The following is a 19,496-nucleotide window of genomic DNA, read 5'->3' as shown; positions in this document are numbered from 1 at the left end:
ATTAATAACTTAATAAGTCTGTCTATGGAGTTGACAATTACTTTCTTTATCAAATTTACTTTAGTTGTTTGTTTTGTTTTAGCTTTAAATTATTTTTTAAACTTAGTTCGTCGTAATGATAAATTAGGTCTTCCTTCACAATTAAAGTTTTTATCTGAGTTTTTATTTTTTAATAAACTGCATTTTTCATGTCCGTTTCGACGGGTTTGTTAAATGTGGCAGATTTTGCTACGTATAGAATTACGAACATTTTGATTTTTAGAAAACTAATCAATCTAAAAAAGAGAAAGAAGTAATCAGCTTTTATTAAAGAATGTTCTTCTAAATATATAAAGAGAATTCCCCATTCTGCTTAAACCAAAAATTTTCATTATGAAAATTAGACCTACAACAAATCACTCCTCTTGGAAAATTGACTACAATCATTTTTCCTCCAAAAAAACGGAATGTATTTTATCTCGTCGAGATAAGATTTGTTCTAGGGTATGTTTTGACATACCGAATTCAACATAATTTTTTTTGCAAAACGATTTCTAAAAACTTGATTTTAGGTTTTTAAATTTTGTTTTAACTGTTTGATTTATAATTGATTGTTTAATTGCGTAGGTGTTTGTGCCTATTGCGAGAGGTGTTTTATTGTCCATTTTCTAATCTTCCAAATTATGAAAAAAAAATTTACTTTTTGTAATCTCAAACTACACAAGAGATTATTAGGGCTTTTAACGTTGTTTCTAATATGCAGTAATGTGTTTTCACAAACTATTTGTAGACCTACGTCTGAAACAAATAGTCAAGGTGGATTACTGTGTGTTGGATTAAATGTTGATAGTCCTGCCAACGCTTATGATAGCGCAGGCTTAAGCACTTTTGCAACCCTAACCAGCGTGGTCGGGGTAGGTTGTTTTGTTGAAGAGACATTAAATTTAGGTCAGACGGCGAGAGCTGGAGATCAAATTGCTATTTATTTTGGTACTGGCAATGGTCTTCTTGATGTAAGTTTGTTGTCGAATGCTTCGATTCAAACTAAATTTAATGGAACTAATGTTGGTTCGAGCGTGGCTTTAAATAGTCCGCTTTTAAATTTGAATTTACTTACCGGTAACACTGTCGCGGTGGCAAAGTATACTTTGACAGGCGATGCGAATCAAGTGCAAATTCAGGTTGGTGGGCTTGTAAATTTATTAACGGTCCTTAGAATTTATGATGTTCGTTTAGAATATGCGCAACCAACTGTTGCGGGAGGTTTAACACAAACAGTTTGTTCTGGATCTACAGCTACGCTTACCGCAACACCAGCCGCAGGAACTACTATAGCGTGGTATGGTTCTGCTTCTTCTACAACTGCATTAGCAACAGGAAATACTTTTACAACTCCTGCATTGACTAATAATACTACATATTATATAGGAATTTCAAGAACAACAGGATGCGAAGGAAATGTTCGAGTACCTGTTGTTTTAAATGTTTCTAATCCAGTTGCTCCGGCAGTTAGTAATACAGGAACGACAGTTTGTTCTAGTGGAGCAACACAGCAAACAACTTTGTCACTTGTAAATGCTATTCCTGGAACAACATATTCTTGGTATTCTACAGCAACGGGCGGAACGGCCTTAGCAACAGGAACTACATACTCGCCAACGGTTCCCTTAGGTACTACTTCTTTTTATGTTGAAGGAGTTATAGGAACTTGTATTAGTCCGACTCGTACTCAAGTAAATGTTGTTTCAACAGCAATTCCAGCTACTCCAACAGTTTTAACACAAAGTGTTACAATTCAATCTGGACAAAATGCCACTCTAAGCGCCTCAACTTCTGAAGTTGGTGCACAATTAAATTGGTATGATGTACCTACAGGAGGAACAGCAGTTGCAACTAACACAGCAACTTTTACAACTCCGATTTTGACTGCTACCAAAACTTATTATGTAGAGGCACAAAGTCCAAACGGAAGTTGTGTGAGCGCTGCAAGAGTTCCTGTTTTGGTTACGGTTCAACCAGCATCTTTAGTTGGCTGTCTTGAAGCTGGAAGTCAGCAGATAGTTCAAAACGGTGTATGTTTATTATGTAGTTCTACGAATCCAAATAATGCTGTTGACGGAAATCCAGCAACTGCAACAAGACTTAATGTTCCAGTCGGTTTGATAAATGGTTATGTTCAGCAAACATTACAATTTAATAATCCTGGAAAAGCTGGAGATATTGTAGATGTTGAAATGGAATTACCAGGAGGTTTAGCAGATTTATCTTTATTAGGTGCGGTTAGTTTAGCTACTTATAATGGAGCCACGTATAATAATGATAGAGTTGCAATAAATAACCCTTTAATTACTTTACAATTATTAAGCGGTAATCGTTTTAGAGCCAGCGTTACGGCAGGTGCAAATTTTGATCGCGTTGAAATTCGATTGGGAGGTTTGGCAACTGTATTGACAAGCGCAGATATTTATCAGGCTACTTATAGATTTAAAGCGCCAACGTTTTCTGGCACGACAACAATTTGTAGCGGACAAACTGCTACCGTAACTGCATCACTTGCAGTTGGTGAGACGGTAAATTGGTACAGTGCTGCAACGGGAGGAACTTCATTGGCCTCTACTGCAACGTTTACTACACCAGCTTTAACAGCACCAACAACATATTATGTGCAAGTTACAAGAAATGGTTGTGTAAATAGTGAAAGAAATCCAGTTCAAATATTGATTACTAATCCAGTAGTGCCAGTTGTTACTGCGTCACCAACAACAATTTGTAGCGGACAATCTACTACATTAACTGTTCAGGCGCCAATAACAGGTACAACCTATAATTGGTACGATGCTGCTACAGGAGGTAATTTAGTATTTACAGGTACTTCATTTACGACTCCTGCATTAGCGGTTAACACAAGTTATTACGTAGAAGCTGCTATTGGAGATTGTACATCAGCAACGCGTACTGCGGTAAACTTAACAGTTAGTCCAATACCAGCAACACCAACTTTTGCATCATCAAATGTAATTATACAATCTGGTCAGACAGTTACATTATCTGTACAGAATCCAGTTGCAGGTGTTAGATATAATTGGTTTGATGTTCCTACGGGAGGGGCTTCAATAGCTTTTAATACAACATCGTATACACCTAATCCAGCTCTAACGGCAAACAAAACATATTATGTTGAAGCTGTTAATGTAGGTACTGACTGCGCTAATCCAACAAGAGGAGCAATAACAGTTACTGTAATTGCAAATGCAAGTACCTGTTTGCAAGCAGGAACACAAATAACAAGTAGAGATCCTGGTCTTTTGTGTGTTGCTTGTACAGACATAAATCCAAATAATTCTGTAGATGGTAATATTAATACATTTGCTCAATTGAGTATACCAGTTGGACTTTTAGGAAGCTATATCGAACAAACACTTATTTTTGCTAATCCTGGTCAAACTGGAGATATAATAGATGTAGATTTAGAATTACCTGGCGGTTTAGCAGATGTAACATTATTAGGGGGTGTGAGTCTTGCAACTTTTAACGGAGCTATTTATAATAATGATAGAACGCCGATCAATAATAGCTTAATTGGTATTCAACTATTATCAGGAAATAAATTTAAAGCAAGCTTTAAAGCAACAGCACCATTTGATCGTGTTGAAATTAGATTAGGAGGACTTGCTACCGTATTAAGTAATTTGTATATCTATCAAGGAGCATACAGATATCCAGATGCTACAGTAACTGGAGCTGCGGCACCAATTTGTGTTGGTGGAACCGCATCATTAACTGCATCTTCTACAGGAACAGAAACATACACTTGGTATGATGCTGCGGTAGGAGGAAATATAGTAGCGGTAAATCCAACAGCTCCTTTAACAGCTTCGACTACTTATTATTTACAAGGAACAAGAGGAACTTGTGAAAACAGTATTCGTCAAGCAGTTACAGTTAATGTCTTGCCAATTCCAACAGCTGCGGATATTGTAATTCCAAGCCCAGCTGAAGCTACTTGTGCAGGTGGTATAGTTTTAAATCCATCTACAGCTATTGCTGGGGCACAATTTAAATATTATACAGACCAAAATAAAACTCAGGAAATTATAACTGGAACTACTGTTGTAGCTCAGCCTGGAGTAACTTTTACGAAAGATGCTACAACTGGCGCACTGACAATTGCAGGATTAAATGCAGCAGGAACTCCTTATAATTATTTTATTGCGGCTTCAAATGGTGGGACTTGCGAAAATGTAATTAATGATTTAAAACAAGTCACAGTTAATTTTCCTTCAACTACTGTTCTAACTGTAAATGCCAATCCAGCTCCTGGCTGTGGTAGTTTTAATTTAGGAAATGCAATAACAAATTTTGATTCTACGGGAAATACTACTTATACCTTTTATGATCCTTCAAATAATGTAATTACTGCTGATGCAGCTGCTAATATAACAACTGGTGGAGTTTATTCAATTGAAGCTCAACGTACAGGAGATACTTGTCCAGCGGCAAGACAATCTGTAACAGTTGTTATTAATGCTTTGCCAAGCTTAGTGGTAACAAATCCTCAGGAATCTGTGAATGTAGGAACCAACGTAACTTTAACAGCAACTTCAACTGGTACTGTAACTTGGTTTGATCCGCAAGGGAATGCATTAGCAGGACCACCTTTTACAACTGGAGCGTTAAGTGCACCAGGCGTTTATACTTATACAGCAGTTGCTAGTGATGGAACTTGCAGTAGAACAGCAACAAAAGTGATCAATGTTATTGATTTAAGTAGTTGTCAATCTTTGTCAGAACGTGTTTATGCAACAGGACAATCTTTTAGTTCAATAATTACAGGAACTGTTACTAATGGAACAAATGCTGTTGATGGAAATCCACAAACATTTTCAACCATTACAACAGGAGTTGGACTTTTAGGAGTTGGAACAACTTGGCAGAGTTTAACTTGGCCAGCAAATATCGTTAAAGGAACACCTGTTACAGTTAAGTTAGGATCAGAATACAGTTTATTAGCTGTTGGTCAGAATTTATCTGTAGTTGGAACTAAAAATGGAGTTGACATTGGAGCGATGCAATCAGTATCTGGTTCATTATTAAATTTAATTTCTGGAGATAATACTTATGAGTTTACTTTTGTTCCTTCAGATGCTTCAGGTCCGCAAGATTATGACGGAATCAGAATTCAATCTGCATCATTAGTAAGTGTTGCTCAAAATACAAAAGTATTTGATGCTCATTACAACAGACAAGTTGCAACTGTAGCATGTACTCCTGGAGACATTCAGGATATTTTCTACGGTGCAACAGATTTAGTTCTTCCGGTAGGAGCAGTAACTGCTGCTGTAGGAGTAAGTGATGCATGGAATATTGCTGATAATGATGTTACAACTTTTGCAACTATGTACAGTGGAGTTGGTGCTTTAGTAGCAGCTGATTTAACAGTACAATTTAAAACTCCTTCTGTAGTAAGCGACACTTTAAGAATAGTGATTTCTAAACCAGGAGCACTTTTAGATGTTAATTTACTTACTGGATTTACAATTCAGCGTTACTTAGGTAATGTTGCTGTTGGAGCTCCAATTCAAAATACAAGTACATTATTAAGCATAAGATTACTGCCAGGAAATTCTTTGGCAATGGTCTTGGTGTCTTCACCAACAGAAATTTACGATAGAGTTAGAATTCGTTTAGGAGGTGTGGCTGGAGTATTAGATTTCCTAAGAGTTCATACTGTTGAAAGAACAGCAAATACGACAGTTATTGGTGCAGATCCGCAAAATAAAATAACGGTTTGTCCAGGAAGTACTATTACACTTCAGATACCTGAAGAAGCTTGTTCTACCTATATTTGGTATGATGCGATTACTGGTGGAAATTCACTATCTACAGGTATTTCTTATACATTGCCAGCTAATTTACCAGCAGGAATTTATAAATATTACGTGCAACCAGTACGTTATGGATGTGAAACTTTTGCAAGAGGTGAGGTTACAGTTGAAGTAAAAGCTTCAGCTCCAGTTAATGCTTTAACAGACATAACTTTGAATGGAGGAACATCAACATCTGTTTGTACAGCTACTGGATCAGTAACTTTAGCAACAAGTTTGAGCGGAACACCATTATTAACTAACCCAGTTTATTCTTGGTATAGTTTTAATGGAACAACAAGTCAGCTTATTCCAGGAGAAACTACAGCGCAATTAATAGTAAACGGTTTGGCTCCAGGAACATATACTTATTATGTTGGAGTAACTTCAGATCAATTTTGTTTAACTGCAGAAGCAGATAGAAAACAGATTACGTTTACAATTTTACCTCCTTCTACAGCAAATGATATCTTAGTTGATGATGTTACGGTTTGTCATGATGCGCCAGCAACATTAACTCCAACTGCGCCAGCCTTAGCAAGCCCTTTATTCACTTGGTATCTAGATGCAAATAAAACACAGCCAATTGCTAATGGAGCAGTTATCAACGGCGTTACTTATACTATAAGTGCTGCAGGAGAGTTAACAGCAACAGGATTAACTGAGGCAATGAGTCCAATTACTTATCATGTAGCCGTTTCAAGCACCAATACTTGTGAAAACCTTGCCGGAACATTGCAAGATGCTGTAATATTAATTAATGATCCAAACACGCCAACTACTTTAGATAATACTCAGGATTTCTGTTTGTCTACAACACCAACGGTTGCTAATCTTCAAGTAAATGAAACTAATGTAGTTTGGTATACCACACCAACTGGTGGACTTCCTTTAGCATCTACAACACCTTTGGCTAATGGAGTTTATTATGCAGGAGCTACAGATATAGTATTTGGATGTGAAAGTAGTGTGAGATTAGCTGTTACAGTAACGGTGACAGATCCGGGAACACCTACATTAGTAACAGCAGGAACGCAAAACTTCTGTTTAGTAGATGCTCCTACATTTGCAAGCATTCAAACAGCTCAGACAAATATTGTTTGGTATACAGCTGCAACAGGCGGAACTTTAATTCCATCAACGACAGCTTTAACAACAGGACAATATTTTGCAGCAATTTCTGATCCGACAACAGGATGTGAAAGCGCTACAAGATTAACAGTTGATGTCATTGTAAATAATCCTACAACTCCTACATTGGTAACAGCAGGAACACAAAACTTCTGTTTGGAAGATGCTCCGACATTTGCGAGCATTCAGACAAATGAAGGTAATATCGTTTGGTATACAGCTGCAACAGGCGGAACGTTAATCCCATCAACAACAGCATTAACAACAGGGCAATATTTTGCAGCAATTCTAGATCCAGCAACAGGCTGTGCAAGCGCTACAAGATTAACAGTTGATGTAATTGTAAATGATCCAGGAACACCGACTTTGGTAACAGCAGGAACACAAAATTTCTGTCAGGAAGATGCTCCTACATTTGCAAGCATTCAGACTAATCAGGCAAATATAGTTTGGTATACAGCTGCAACAGGTGGGACTTTAATTCCTTCTACAACAGTATTAACAACTGGACAATATTTTGCAGCAATTTCTGATCCTGCATCAGGATGCGAAAGCGCTACAAGATTAACAGTTGATGTAATTGTAAATGATCCTGGAACACCTACATTAGTAACAGCTGGAACACAAAACTTCTGTTTAGTAGATGCTCCTACATTTGCAAGCATTCAGACAACTCAGACAAATATTGTTTGGTATACAGCTGCAACAGGCGGAACTTTAATTCCATCAACGACAGCTTTAACAACAGGACAATATTTTGCAGCAATTTCTGATCCTGCATCAGGATGTGAAAGCGCTACAAGATTAACAGTTGATGTCATTGTAAATAATCCTGCAACTCCTACATTGGTAACAGCAGGAACACAAAACTTCTGTTTGGAAGATGCTCCGACATTTGCGAGCATTCAGACAAATGAAGGTAATATCGTTTGGTATACATCTGCAACAGGCGGAACGTTAATCCCATCAACAACAGCATTAACAACAGGGCAATATTTTGCAGCAATTCTAGATCCAGCAACAGCCTGTGCAAGCGCTACAAGATTAACAGTTGATGTAATTGTAAATGATCCAGGAACTCCTACTTTGGTAACAGCAGGAACGCAAAATTTCTGTCAGGAAGATGCGCCTACATTTGCAAGCATTCAGACTACTCAATCTAATATTGTTTGGTATACAGCTGCAACAGGCGGAACTCAAATTCCATCAATAACAGTATTAACAACTGGACAATATTTTGCAGCAATTTCTGATCCTGCATCAGGATGCGAAAGCGCTACAAGATTAACAGTTGATGTGATTGTAAATGATCCAGGAACACCGACTTTGGTAACAGCAGGAACACAAAATTTCTGTCAGGAAGATGCGCCAACATTTGCAAGTATTCAGACAACTCAGACAAATATTGTTTGGTATACAGCTGCAACAGGCGGAACTCAAATTCCATCAACGACAGCTTTAACAACAGGACAATATTTTGCAGCAATTTCTGATCCAGCTACAGGATGTGAAAGCAGTACTAGATTAACTGTAGATGTATTGGTAACAGATCCAGCAACTCCTACTACGACTTCTGCTGCGCAAACTTTCTGTTCAGGAACAAATCCAACAGTTGCTAATATTCAAGTAAATGAGAGTAATGTAATTTGGTTTACAACGCAAACTGGAGGAACAGCTTTGGCTTCTACAACAGCTTTAACAACCGCAACTTATTATGGAGCGATAAAAGATCCAGTAACAGGTTGTGAAAGCAGTGTAAGATTGCAAGTTGCTGTAACGGTTGGAAATACAATTAATCCAACAACAAACAATGCAGCTCAGACTTTCTGTTCTGCAAATGCACCAACAATTGCTAATATTCAGGTTAATGAAAGCAATGTAACTTGGTATACTTCTGCAACAGGAGGAACGCCAATTGCAGCAGGAACAGCATTAACTTCTGGAATTTATTTTGGAAATATTGTAGATGCAGCGACAGGTTGCGAAAGTACAACTCGTTTACAAGTTACAGTTACGGTTGTTGATCCAGCAGGGACTCCAACAACAGCAAATGCAACTCAAAATTTCTGTACTTTAAATTCACCAACAGTTGCTAATATTCAAGTAAATGAAGCAAATGTAGTTTGGTATAGAACAGCAACAGGAGGAACGGCACTTCCAGCAACTACAGCGCTTACAACTGGCATCTATTATGGTGCGATTTCTAGTGCAGTTGGATGTGAGAATCCAGTAAGATTAGCAGTTACGGTAAATGTTAATGCACCAAGCGTAGTTACAACAACAAGCACAAATCAGAAATTCTGTTTAAATGCTGCGCCAACAGTTGCTAATATTCAAGTAAATGAAGCAAATGTAGTTTATTATACTACTGCGACTGGCGGAACACCATTACTAGCGAATACTCCTCTTACAGCAACGACTTATTATGCCGCTGCATCGAGTAATACGACTAACGGTTGTGATAATGCACCAAGATTAGCTATTACAGTTTCATTCGAAAATGACGCTGCTTATCAAATTACAACAACAGATGATACTCCATGTGTTTTCAAAGGTGTAACGTATTCAATTGCAAACGGAAAATCTAATTATCTATGGACAATTGTTGGAGGAACAATCGTTTCTGGAGGTTCTACAGCAGATGGTTCTGTAACCGTTTCTTGGTCAGATATTGGACCTGGAACAGTAACGGTAGCTTACGTTAATACTTGTGATGAAAGAACAATCAAAACTCTAAATGTTAGTGTGTCAAGCTGTTCAGATTTGACAATTACCAATACAGTTAATAATCCGACTCCAAATTTTGGAGAGCAGGTAACATTTACGGTAACGGTAAATAATGTTGGAGAAGGAGACTTTATCAATACAATTGTAAGTAATTTGATTCCTAGTGGTTTAGAGTTGGTAAGTTCTTCTACATCAACTGGAACTTTTGATCCGACAACGCAACTTTGGACAATTCCAAGATTAAATGCAGGTCAAAGTGTAACACTAACAATTGTTGCTGAGGTACTGCCAGGCGGCAATTACACAAGTACAGCAACTGTAGAAACTTCAACTCCTTTAGATGTTGATGCAACAAATAATTCTGCTTCAGTAACATTAGAACCAATTTGTTTAACTGTTTACAATGAGTTTACACCAAACAATGACGGAAAAAATGACTTCTTCAGAATTGATTGTATCGAAACTCATCCAAACAACGAATTGAAAGTATTTAACAGATACGGAGCATTAGTGTACAGTAAAGTACATTATGAAAATGACTGGGACGGAACTGCAAATGTATCCGGAGTTGTTAATAGAGGAGATATGTTGCCAACAGGTACTTATTTTTATGTGATAACCATTGGAGATGGAACGGTTAAAAAAGGCTGGTTGTCTATTATGAGATAAGCGACTTCTATTAATCAAATTAATTAAACTAAATAAGTATCGTTATGAAACTATATATAAAATCATTAGAAACGTATTTCATTTTAATATGTTCTTTTATCACGGTTTGTGCCACAGCACAGCAAGAACCTCAATATACTCAGTATATGTATAATACTATGTCAGTAAATCCAGCTTATGCTGGGTCTACTGGCTCTACTGAAGCAGCTCTTTTATACCGTTCTCAATGGGTAGGGATTTCTGGAGCTCCACAAACGCAATCATTTTCTATACATTCTCCTCTTAGAAATGAGAATCTAGGGTTAGGATTGAGTATTGTTAACGACAAAATAGGTCCTTCTGATGAACTATATTTCGATGGAAATTTTGCTTATTCAATTCCTTTAGGATATGAAAAAAGACTTGCTTTCGGTTTGAAAGCAGGAGGAAGAATGCTAAATATCGATTGGTCTAAAGGAAGATATTATGATAGTGATGATGTTTTGTTAAATCAGAATATCAACAATCAAATTAAGTTAGCAGTCGGAGCCGGAATTTACTATTACACCGACAAATGGTACGTAGGACTTTCTGTTCCTAGTTTTATGAGAAGCAATTATTATGATGATGTTCAGGAGTCTATAGATTATGATCGTTTGCATTATTATTTAATGGGAGGTTATGTTTTCGATTTGAATCCAAATTTGAAATTTAAGCCAGCATTTTTAGTGAAAGCCGTGAGTGGAGCACCAATTACGGCAGACGTATCAGCAAATTTTATGATTCAAGAAAAGTTTGTTATAGGAGGATCGTATCGAACAGATGATTCTGTTAGTATACTGGCTGGTTTTCAAATAGCTCCAAGTTTTTTCGTTGGATATTCATTTGATTACACTGTAAGCCAATTGAACAAATACAATGATGGTACACACGAAATCATCTTGCGTTATCAATTTGTGCAAAAACAAAGCAAAATTAAATCTCCTCGATTCTTCTAAAAATAAAACTTATGAGAAAACTATATATCCTATGTTTAATTTTGAGCGTTACGTTTAGTTTCGCTCAAAAAACAAATTTGAAGAAAGCCGATGCTTTGTTTAGAGATTATGCCTACTTAGATGCTTCTAAAGCCTACGAGGAAATTCTACAAAACATCAAAGATCCTTCAACTCAGACATTGAAAAATGCAGCAGATTCGTATTATTTTATTTCTGATTCTAGAAATGCACTTAAATGGTACAGAAAACTGTATGAAGCTCAAGGAAACAATCTGACTGATATTTATTATTTGCGTTATATCCAATCGATGAAAGCCGTTATGGATTATGATGAAGCAGATAAAATCACGAAAGAGTATCTGAATAAAAAAGGAGATAAAGCAGAAATTAATCGATATGTTGACCAAAAGAAATATATGGACAGCGTAGCGAAAACTAAACCGCTTTATACCATTAAAAATTTAGATATTAATACTAGTAAATCAGATTTTGGAGCTACTTTTTTCAAAGATAATATTGTCTTTACATCAGCTCGTGACACAACCAAGTTTAGCGAAAAATTATATACTTGGAACAATCAGCCATTTCTAAACTTGTATTTTGCAGAAAGAAATCCTGCTGATGGAAGTTTATTTAATGAAACGGTTTTTCTGCCGAATGTAATGACAAAGTATCACGAAGCAACTGCAAGTTTTGATTCTCAAGGAAAAACCATTTATTATTCTACTAACATTGTAAAGAAAAATAAACTGGTTATTGATGAAGCAAGAATCAATAATTTTCAAATCATCAAAGGATCAATTGTAGATAATAAACTAGAGAATCCACAAAAAGTATTTTTTGATAGTGAAGAATATTCAGTAGGACATCCTGCTTTAAGCGAAGACGGACAATGGCTTTTCTTTGCATCAGATATGCCAGGCGGTTACGGAGAAACAGATTTATATGTGGTAAAAATTGCAGGCGACGGAACAATGAGTTCGCCAGCCAATCTCGGACCAACTATCAATACAATTGGGAATGAAGTATTTCCATTTTTCCAAAACGGAGTTTTATACTTTTCTTCTGATGGACATTATGGTTATGGAGATTTAGATGTTTACGAAAGTAAATTTCTAGCCGACGGAAATTTTACAACGCCAAGAAATCTTGGAGCACCAGTAAATAGCAATAAAGATGATTTTTCTTTTATAATCGATAGAGCTGGTACTTATGGTTATCTGTCTTCTAATAGAGCTGGAGGAAAAGGCGACGATGACATTTATTCTTTTGTAAAAGGAAAACCAGTCTGCAATCAGAGCATTTCTGGAATGGCAATCGATCATAAAAGCAAGAAACCATTGGCAGATGTTACCATTATGGCTTACAATTCATTTAGTGAGATTTTGGGAGAAACCACAACTAACTTTGAAGGTAAATACGCTATAGAAGTTCCTTGTAATAAAGTAGTTAAAATGATTGCTGCAAAACCTAATTACAGCAGCGATGATAAAACGGTAGAAACAACAGGTAATAACGGTGGCGAAATCAAAGATGTAAACTTTGAATTGAGTAACTATGATGATTTGGTTGTGAAGAAAAAAGGTGTCGAAAAAGTAGATGTAAATCCGATTTACTTTGACTACGATAAATTCGATATTACACCAAAAGCGATAGAAGAATTGTCTAAAGTAGTTTTCATTATGCAAAAATTTCCAAAAATCATTATTAAAATCGAATCGCATACAGATTCACGCGGAAAAGATGCTTACAACTTGAAACTTTCAGACAATAGAGCAAAATCAACAAGAGATTATATTCTTTCACAAGGAATTGATCCATCTCGAATTGAAAGCGCAATCGGCTATGGCGAATCTCGCTTAATTAATAAATGTAAAAATGGTGTAAAATGTACAGAAGAGGAACACGTCTTGAATAGACGTTCCGATTTTATCATTATTCAAAAATAGTTCTATATTTGCATTGTAAATCTTTGATTATCAATAAAAAATATAAAACGTCAAAACCATTTGGAAGTTGGTTTTATTAATTCTTTTTTAAGAATAATGGACAAGGAGAAAATCAGATTGCATGAATTTGCAGTCTGATTTTTGATTTTTTAAAACTTTCACTTTTTGTGCTTTCGAACAAAAATAAATTCTAATTTTGATATAAAGTTTTTCACATTTATAATCTGCAATATTTTAGAATTTTATGAGCATTCAAGAGACCATTCAAAACCTTAGAAATGAACTTAATCAACACAATTATAATTATTATGTGTTAGACAATGCTACAATTTCAGATTATGATTTTGATGTTAAATTGAAAGAGCTTCAAGATTTAGAAAACAAAAATCCAGAATTTTTTGATGAGAATTCGCCAACGCAAAGAGTCGGTGGAGCAATTACCAAAAACTTTAAAACAATCGCACATCAATATAGAATGTATTCTTTAGACAATTCATATTCTAAAGAAGATCTTTTAGATTGGGAAAATCGCATTCAAAGAGTATTAGGAAATGTTAATTTGCAATATACTTGTGAATTGAAATATGATGGCGCTTCTATTAGTATAAGTTACGAAAACGGAAAATTAGTTCAAGCATTAACGCGTGGAGACGGTTTTCAAGGAGATGAGGTAACGAATAATATTAAAACTATAAAATCAATTCCTTTACACTTAAAAGGAAACTACCCAGATAAATTTGATATTCGTGGCGAAATAATTCTTCCATTTGCCGGATTCGAAAAAATGAATCAGGAATTAATAGAAATTGGCGAAACACCATATTCAAACCCAAGAAATACAGCTTCAGGAAGTTTAAAACTGCAAGATAGCGCTGAGGTTGCCAAACGCCCTTTAGAATGTTTATTGTATTTTGTTACAGGAAATAATCTTCCATTTTCTTCACAATTTGAAGGTTTAGAATCGGCGAGAAATTGGGGCTTTAAAGTTCCAAAAGAAGCAAAATTGGTCAATAACATGCACGAAGTTTTTGATTTTATAGATTATTGGGATGTTCACCGCCATAATCTTCCTTACGAAACCGACGGAGTTGTAATTAAAGTTAATAGCATTCAACATCAAGAAGAATTAGGATATACGGCAAAATCTCCTCGTTGGGCAATTGCTTATAAATTTAAGTCTGAGCAAGTTTCAACAAAATTAAAATCAATTTCGTATCAAGTTGGAAGAACGGGTGCTATTACGCCAGTGGCAAACCTTGAGCCTGTACAGCTTGCAGGAACTATTGTAAAAAGAGCTTCCCTTCACAACGCAGATCAAATCGAAAAGTTAGATATCAGAATAAATGATGCTGTTTTTGTTGAAAAAGGAGGAGAAATTATTCCAAAAATTATCGCGGTAGATTTAGACAAACGTCCAGAAAATTCAGAACCAACGCAATATATTACGCATTGTCCTGAATGCCAGACAGAATTGGTGAGAAACGAAGGCGAGGCAAATCACTACTGCCCAAATTTTTACGGATGTCCGCCTCAAATTATTGGTAGAGTTCAACATTACATTTCAAGAAAAGCAATGGATATTGAAGGACTTGGAGGAGAAACTGTAGCTTTACTTTTCAAAAATAATTTGGTTCATAATTATGCCGATCTTTATGAATTGAAAGTAGATGATATTCTTCATTTAGAAAGGATGGCCCAGAAATCGGCTGAAAACTTGGTAAATGGAGTTCAAAAATCAAAAGAAATTCCATTTGAAAGTGTATTATTTGCACTTGGAATTCGCTTTGTTGGTGAAAGTGTAGCTAAGAAATTAGCAAAACACTATAAAAATATTGATGCACTAAGCCAAGCTTCGTTAATGGATTTGATTTTGGTTGATGAAATTGGAGAAAGAATTGCAAAAAGTGTTATTGAATTCTTTGAAAACGAAGAAAATAAAAAGATCATTGAACGCTTAAAAAGCTACGGAATACAATTTGAAATTGAAGAAAAAATAAATCCAAATGCTACAGAAAAATTCGTTGGAAAAACATTTGTAGTTTCGGGAGTTTTCAGTCAATTTTCAAGAGATGAATTAAAGAAAACCATTGAAGACAATGGAGGGAAAGTGGGAAGCTCGATTTCTGCAAAAACAGATTTTGTTGTTGCAGGAGATAATATGGGACCAGCAAAATTAGAAAAAGCGACTAAATTGAATATTCCAATATTATCTGAAGAAGATTTTTTAAACAAATTAAATGAAACCGAATAAACCGTCATTAATTTTGTTTTTTCTGGCATTGTTGTGTACCATCATTTTTGATTGGACACAACAAGACGTTTTTGCGACGTATGCCAAAGCAATTATTCTTCCGGCTATTTTTATTTATTTTTTGATAAGCAGCGAATTCCAAATTGGTAAAACAGAAGGAGGCATCTTTTTCTGTTGTTTTGTAGGACAAGTTTTTGACTTAATGGATATAGAATTAGGAGGCGTAATTAGTTTTCTTATTGTCTATCTCTTAATTGTATTTATATTTCTTAGAGAACATGAAAGAATACAGTTAACAAAAAGGGATGTCCTGCCAATTTCGATTGTAGTAGTTTTTATTGTCTATTTATTAATTTCAGTTTTAAGCATAAAATTAGACAGTTTAGACAGATTTAATTTCATTTACATCTTATACGGAGTTGTACTAAGTATAATGAGTTATTTCTGTTTTGTAAGTTACATCACAAAAGGGACACATATTACTTTATTAATGTCCCTAATGGCTGTAAGCTATATCTTTTCAGATATATTTTATATTTTCAATGAATATTTCTCTTATTCTATTGTTTTGGTTTTAATACGAGACGTGACTCAAATTCTAGCTTATTATTTTATGGTAGAATATTTTTTAGAAAAAGCCAAAATTCAGAGCAAACCTATACAACAATAGAAGCACTTTGATTAGTGTGAGCTTTGTCTTTATCGAAATAAAAATCTATTCTTCCTAAGTTAATTCCGTAACAACCAACTTGGTTAACCAAAACATCTTTTCCAGCTTTGTTTTTTACGATAGTTGGTTTATCTAAGAAAGTATGTGTGTGTCCTCCAATAATCAAATCGATGTCTTGAGTTTGAGCAGCAAATTTCAAATCAGATATTTTGTCAGCATCATCTTTATAATTGTATCCAATATGCGAAAGACAGATTACTAAATCACATTTCTGTTCGTGTTTTAGAAGCTTAGTCATGTCTTGAGCAACTTCAACAGGATCGTTGTAAACTGTTTCCAAATACATTTTTTTGTCTACTAAACCGGCTAATTCAATTCCAACACCAAAAACACCAACTTTAATTCCGTTTTTATTGAAGATTTTGTATGGTTTTACTTGACCATCCATAACCGTATTTTTAAAATCGTAGTTCGAATTGATAAAATCAAACGTAGCATGTGGAAGCTGAGCGTATAATCCGTCTAGACCATTGTCAAAATCATGATTCCCAATTGTCGAAGCATCATATTTCATCATACTCATTAATTTGAATTCCAATTCTCCTCCATAATAATTAAAATATGGAGTTCCTTGAAAAATATCTCCCGCGTCCAATAAAAGCACATTTGGATTTTCTTTACGAATAGTTTCAATTAATGCAGCACGACGAGAAACACCGCCTTTATTAGGATTTCGAGGATCATCAGCAGGAAAAGGATCGATATGGCTATGCACATCATTAGTGTGTAGAATAGTTAAATGTTTAATATCGTTAGTTTCAAAACTGCTCAAAGACAATCCTAAACTTAATAGGGCAGTACTTGCTGCTGTTTTTTCGATAAACTCTCTTCTTTTCATTTTATATTTTTTTTTGCCAAAGGCTATGTCGTTTTTAATATTTTTTGCCACTAATTTCACGAATTAACACTAATTGATTTTTCAAAATAATTTTAAAATTTGTGCAAATTTGTGTAATTCGTGGCTGACCTTTTATTCTTCAGTAATTCTGATATTTTTCGGAGCAAGAACGGTATCTACTTCTTTAAAATAATCAATCAATACATTTCTAAGCTTATAGTTTAGGTCAAATTTCTGAGTGCTTTTTGCAAAGAAAGTCATGCTGTCGCCGCCATTTGCTAAATAATCATTGGTTGCCACATAATAAGTTTTATTAAGATCAAGCGGTTTTCCTTGAATCTGAATGTCTTTGGCTGTATTTTGTTTTGTAATTGTAAAAGTCATTCCAGACAATGGCTGAGGTTTTCTCTCCTTTATTATATAAGCCGCAATATCTTGAATTTGCTCACCTTTTAGGGCTAACACAACCAAATTATTTTCAAAAGGCATAATTTCAAAAGCAGTTCTTGTAGTTACATTTCCTTTAGGAAGAATAGCACGAATACCGCCATGATTTAAAAGACATAAATCTATATCTTTATTTTCACGCGCTTTAAAAACTAGATTTCCTCTTTGTAAACATACATCAGCTAATAAACTTCCAATGCTAGTTTGCCATTTTCCAGTGCTTTTGTCTAGCGTTTCAGGACAAAAAGCCAAAACATTATCTAAATCTTGGTTAATGTGATCGCGATAAGGCTTTATAAAGTTTTCAATTTCTGGTGTTTCCGAAGCTTTTTCCGTAACAGGAAGCTGTTTTCCTTCAATCTTAGTTAAATTGTAATTTTTCGTTCCACAAGAAGAGATTGAAAAAAGTGTTAAGAATATAACAAAAAGTTTTAAAAATCCGTTATACTTTTTTAGTTTTACCATTTTAAATGCAACTTAAATAATTAATTTTGTAATCTGGTAAAAGTACTATGTTTTTGAATTATATAAAGGAGTTTTTTGTAAAAAAATCATTAAAAAATAACTTGAGTAATGAAAATAACAAAGTTTTTTCCAGAAACGTTCAAACAATTGGTTTATTGATAGATGAAAGCAATTTTGATCATTCAGAAGCTTTAATAAAAGAATTAACGCTTCACGGAATTGCTTCGGAAAATATAAAAACTGTTGCCTATACTGATAAATTCAAAGAAAAAGAAACCTATTTGAGGCCGACTTTTGGTAAAAAACACATTAGTTGGAATGGAGAAATAGCAGAAGATTTTTTAAGTGAATTTATAAATTTGGAGTTTGATATTTTGTTGAGCTATTATGATGTCGAAAATGTCTTCTTAATGATGATTACAAATAAATCGAAAGCTAAATTTAAAGTCGGATTTTCTAATGTAGACAATAGATTAAACCGTTTGATGATCAATACAGAATTACAAAACTATAAACTCTTCGTTTCGGAATTGTTTAGGTATTTAAAAAATATAAAATAAATTACAATTAAAATATGCAATCATTAATAGGAACTGGTGTTGCTTTAGTAACTCCATTTAAAAAAGATTTTTCAGTTGACATTGAAGCTTTACATCGAATTGTAAACTTTTCTATAGATGGAGGAGTGGAGTATCTTGTTGTTATGGGAACAACTGCAGAAAATGCAACCTTAACGGCAGATGAAAAAGAATTGGTTATAAAGACTGTAATCGATGTAAATAAAGGAAGATTGCCTCTAGTTTTAGGAGTTGGAGGAAATAATACTATGCAGATTGTTGAAGAATTGAAAACTAGAGATTTTTCTGCTTTTGAAGCAATTTTATCTGTTTCACCATATTATAATAAACCAACACAAGAAGGAATTTATCAGCATTTTAAAGCTATTGCTGAAGCTTCTCCGATTCCGGTAATTTTATATAATGTGCCAGGAAGAACATCTAGCAATATGCTTCCTTCTACAGTAATTCGTTTGGCTAATGATTTTGATAATGTTGTGGCTATTAAAGAAGCTGCAGGAGATATGGCGCAAGCGATGCAGATTATTAAAAATGCACCAAAAGATTTTCTAGTAATTTCTGGAGATGATATGCTGGCGCTTCCAATCGTTTTAGCGGGTGGAGCTGGAGTTATTTCCGTAATCGGGCAAGGTTTTCCTAAAGAATTTTCAGAAATGATTCGTTTAGGATTGAATAAAAAAGTCGCTGATGCATACAAAACGCATTACTTTTTATCAGACAGTATTGATATGATTTTTGAACAAGGAAATCCAGCTGGAATCAAACAAATCTTCCAAGCACTTGGAATTGCTGATAATACCGTTCGTCTTCCATTAGTTTCTGTTGACGAATCTCTAGCAGAAAGACTAAATGACTTCGTAAAAAATAGCATTAAATAATTGTTAAAGTGTT

The 19,496-nt window shown here is 34.8% G+C and carries 9 protein-coding genes; 7 read left to right on the top strand and 2 right to left on the bottom strand.

Translation table 11 applies throughout. The annotated features are described in order from the left end of the window. Positions 1-662: 662 nt before the first annotated feature. The 5 genes from P0R33_RS02905 to P0R33_RS02885 all read left to right on the top strand — a co-directional run bounded on the left by P0R33_RS02905 (position 663) and on the right by P0R33_RS02885 (position 16,217). Positions 663-10,370: a gliding motility-associated C-terminal domain-containing protein gene (locus P0R33_RS02905; protein WP_276174139.1), complete on the top strand. Its 9,708-nt coding sequence runs from the start codon at positions 663-665 to the stop codon at positions 10,368-10,370. Between the two features lie 44 nt (positions 10,371-10,414). Further along, a complete protein-coding gene (locus P0R33_RS02900) occupies positions 10,415-11,347 on the top strand; it encodes a type IX secretion system membrane protein PorP/SprF (protein WP_276174138.1) in 933 nt (310 codons plus the stop codon). An 11-nt stretch (positions 11,348-11,358) separates the two neighbouring features. Further along, on the top strand, positions 11,359-13,296 hold the full coding sequence (locus tag P0R33_RS02895) for an OmpA family protein (protein WP_276174137.1): 1,938 nt from the start codon (positions 11,359-11,361) through the stop codon (positions 13,294-13,296). Between the two features lie 244 nt (positions 13,297-13,540). Continuing rightward, a complete protein-coding gene (ligA, locus tag P0R33_RS02890; protein ID WP_276174136.1) occupies positions 13,541-15,547 on the top strand; it encodes an NAD-dependent DNA ligase LigA in 2,007 nt (668 codons plus the stop codon). After that, on the top strand, positions 15,534-16,217 hold the full coding sequence (locus tag P0R33_RS02885; RefSeq protein ID WP_276174135.1) for a hypothetical protein: 684 nt from the start codon (positions 15,534-15,536) through the stop codon (positions 16,215-16,217). Before ligA ends, P0R33_RS02885 begins: the two co-directional genes overlap by 14 nt. Here P0R33_RS02885 and P0R33_RS02880 read toward each other — a convergent pair. Then, positions 16,204-17,115 carry a metallophosphatase gene (locus tag P0R33_RS02880; RefSeq protein ID WP_276174134.1) on the bottom strand — a complete coding sequence of 304 codons (912 nt, stop codon included), beginning with the start codon at positions 17,113-17,115 and terminating at the stop codon, positions 16,204-16,206. The genes P0R33_RS02885 and P0R33_RS02880 overlap by 14 nt on opposite strands. A 132-nt stretch (positions 17,116-17,247) precedes the next feature. Then, complete coding sequence (locus tag P0R33_RS02875) at positions 17,248-18,027, bottom strand: 5'-nucleotidase (RefSeq protein WP_276174133.1); 780 nt, start codon at positions 18,025-18,027, stop codon at positions 17,248-17,250. Between the two features lie 47 nt (positions 18,028-18,074). Here P0R33_RS02875 and P0R33_RS02870 point away from each other — a divergent pair, with 47 nt between their 5' ends. Together P0R33_RS02870 and dapA are read left to right on the top strand one after the other, a co-directional pair. Continuing rightward, positions 18,075-18,587 carry a hypothetical protein gene (locus tag P0R33_RS02870; protein WP_276174132.1) on the top strand — a complete coding sequence of 171 codons (513 nt, stop codon included), beginning with the start codon at positions 18,075-18,077 and terminating at the stop codon, positions 18,585-18,587. A 14-nt stretch (positions 18,588-18,601) separates the two neighbouring features. Next, positions 18,602-19,483 (top strand): 4-hydroxy-tetrahydrodipicolinate synthase, encoded by an 882-nt coding sequence (dapA, locus tag P0R33_RS02865; RefSeq protein WP_276174131.1) that lies wholly within the window; start codon positions 18,602-18,604, stop codon positions 19,481-19,483. Positions 19,484-19,496: the final 13 nt, after the last annotated feature.

The sequence above is a fragment of the Flavobacterium sp. YJ01 genome (assembly GCF_029320955.1).
Lineage (GTDB): Bacteria > Bacteroidota > Bacteroidia > Flavobacteriales > Flavobacteriaceae > Flavobacterium.
This window is presented reverse-complemented; position numbering and strand designations above follow the sequence as displayed.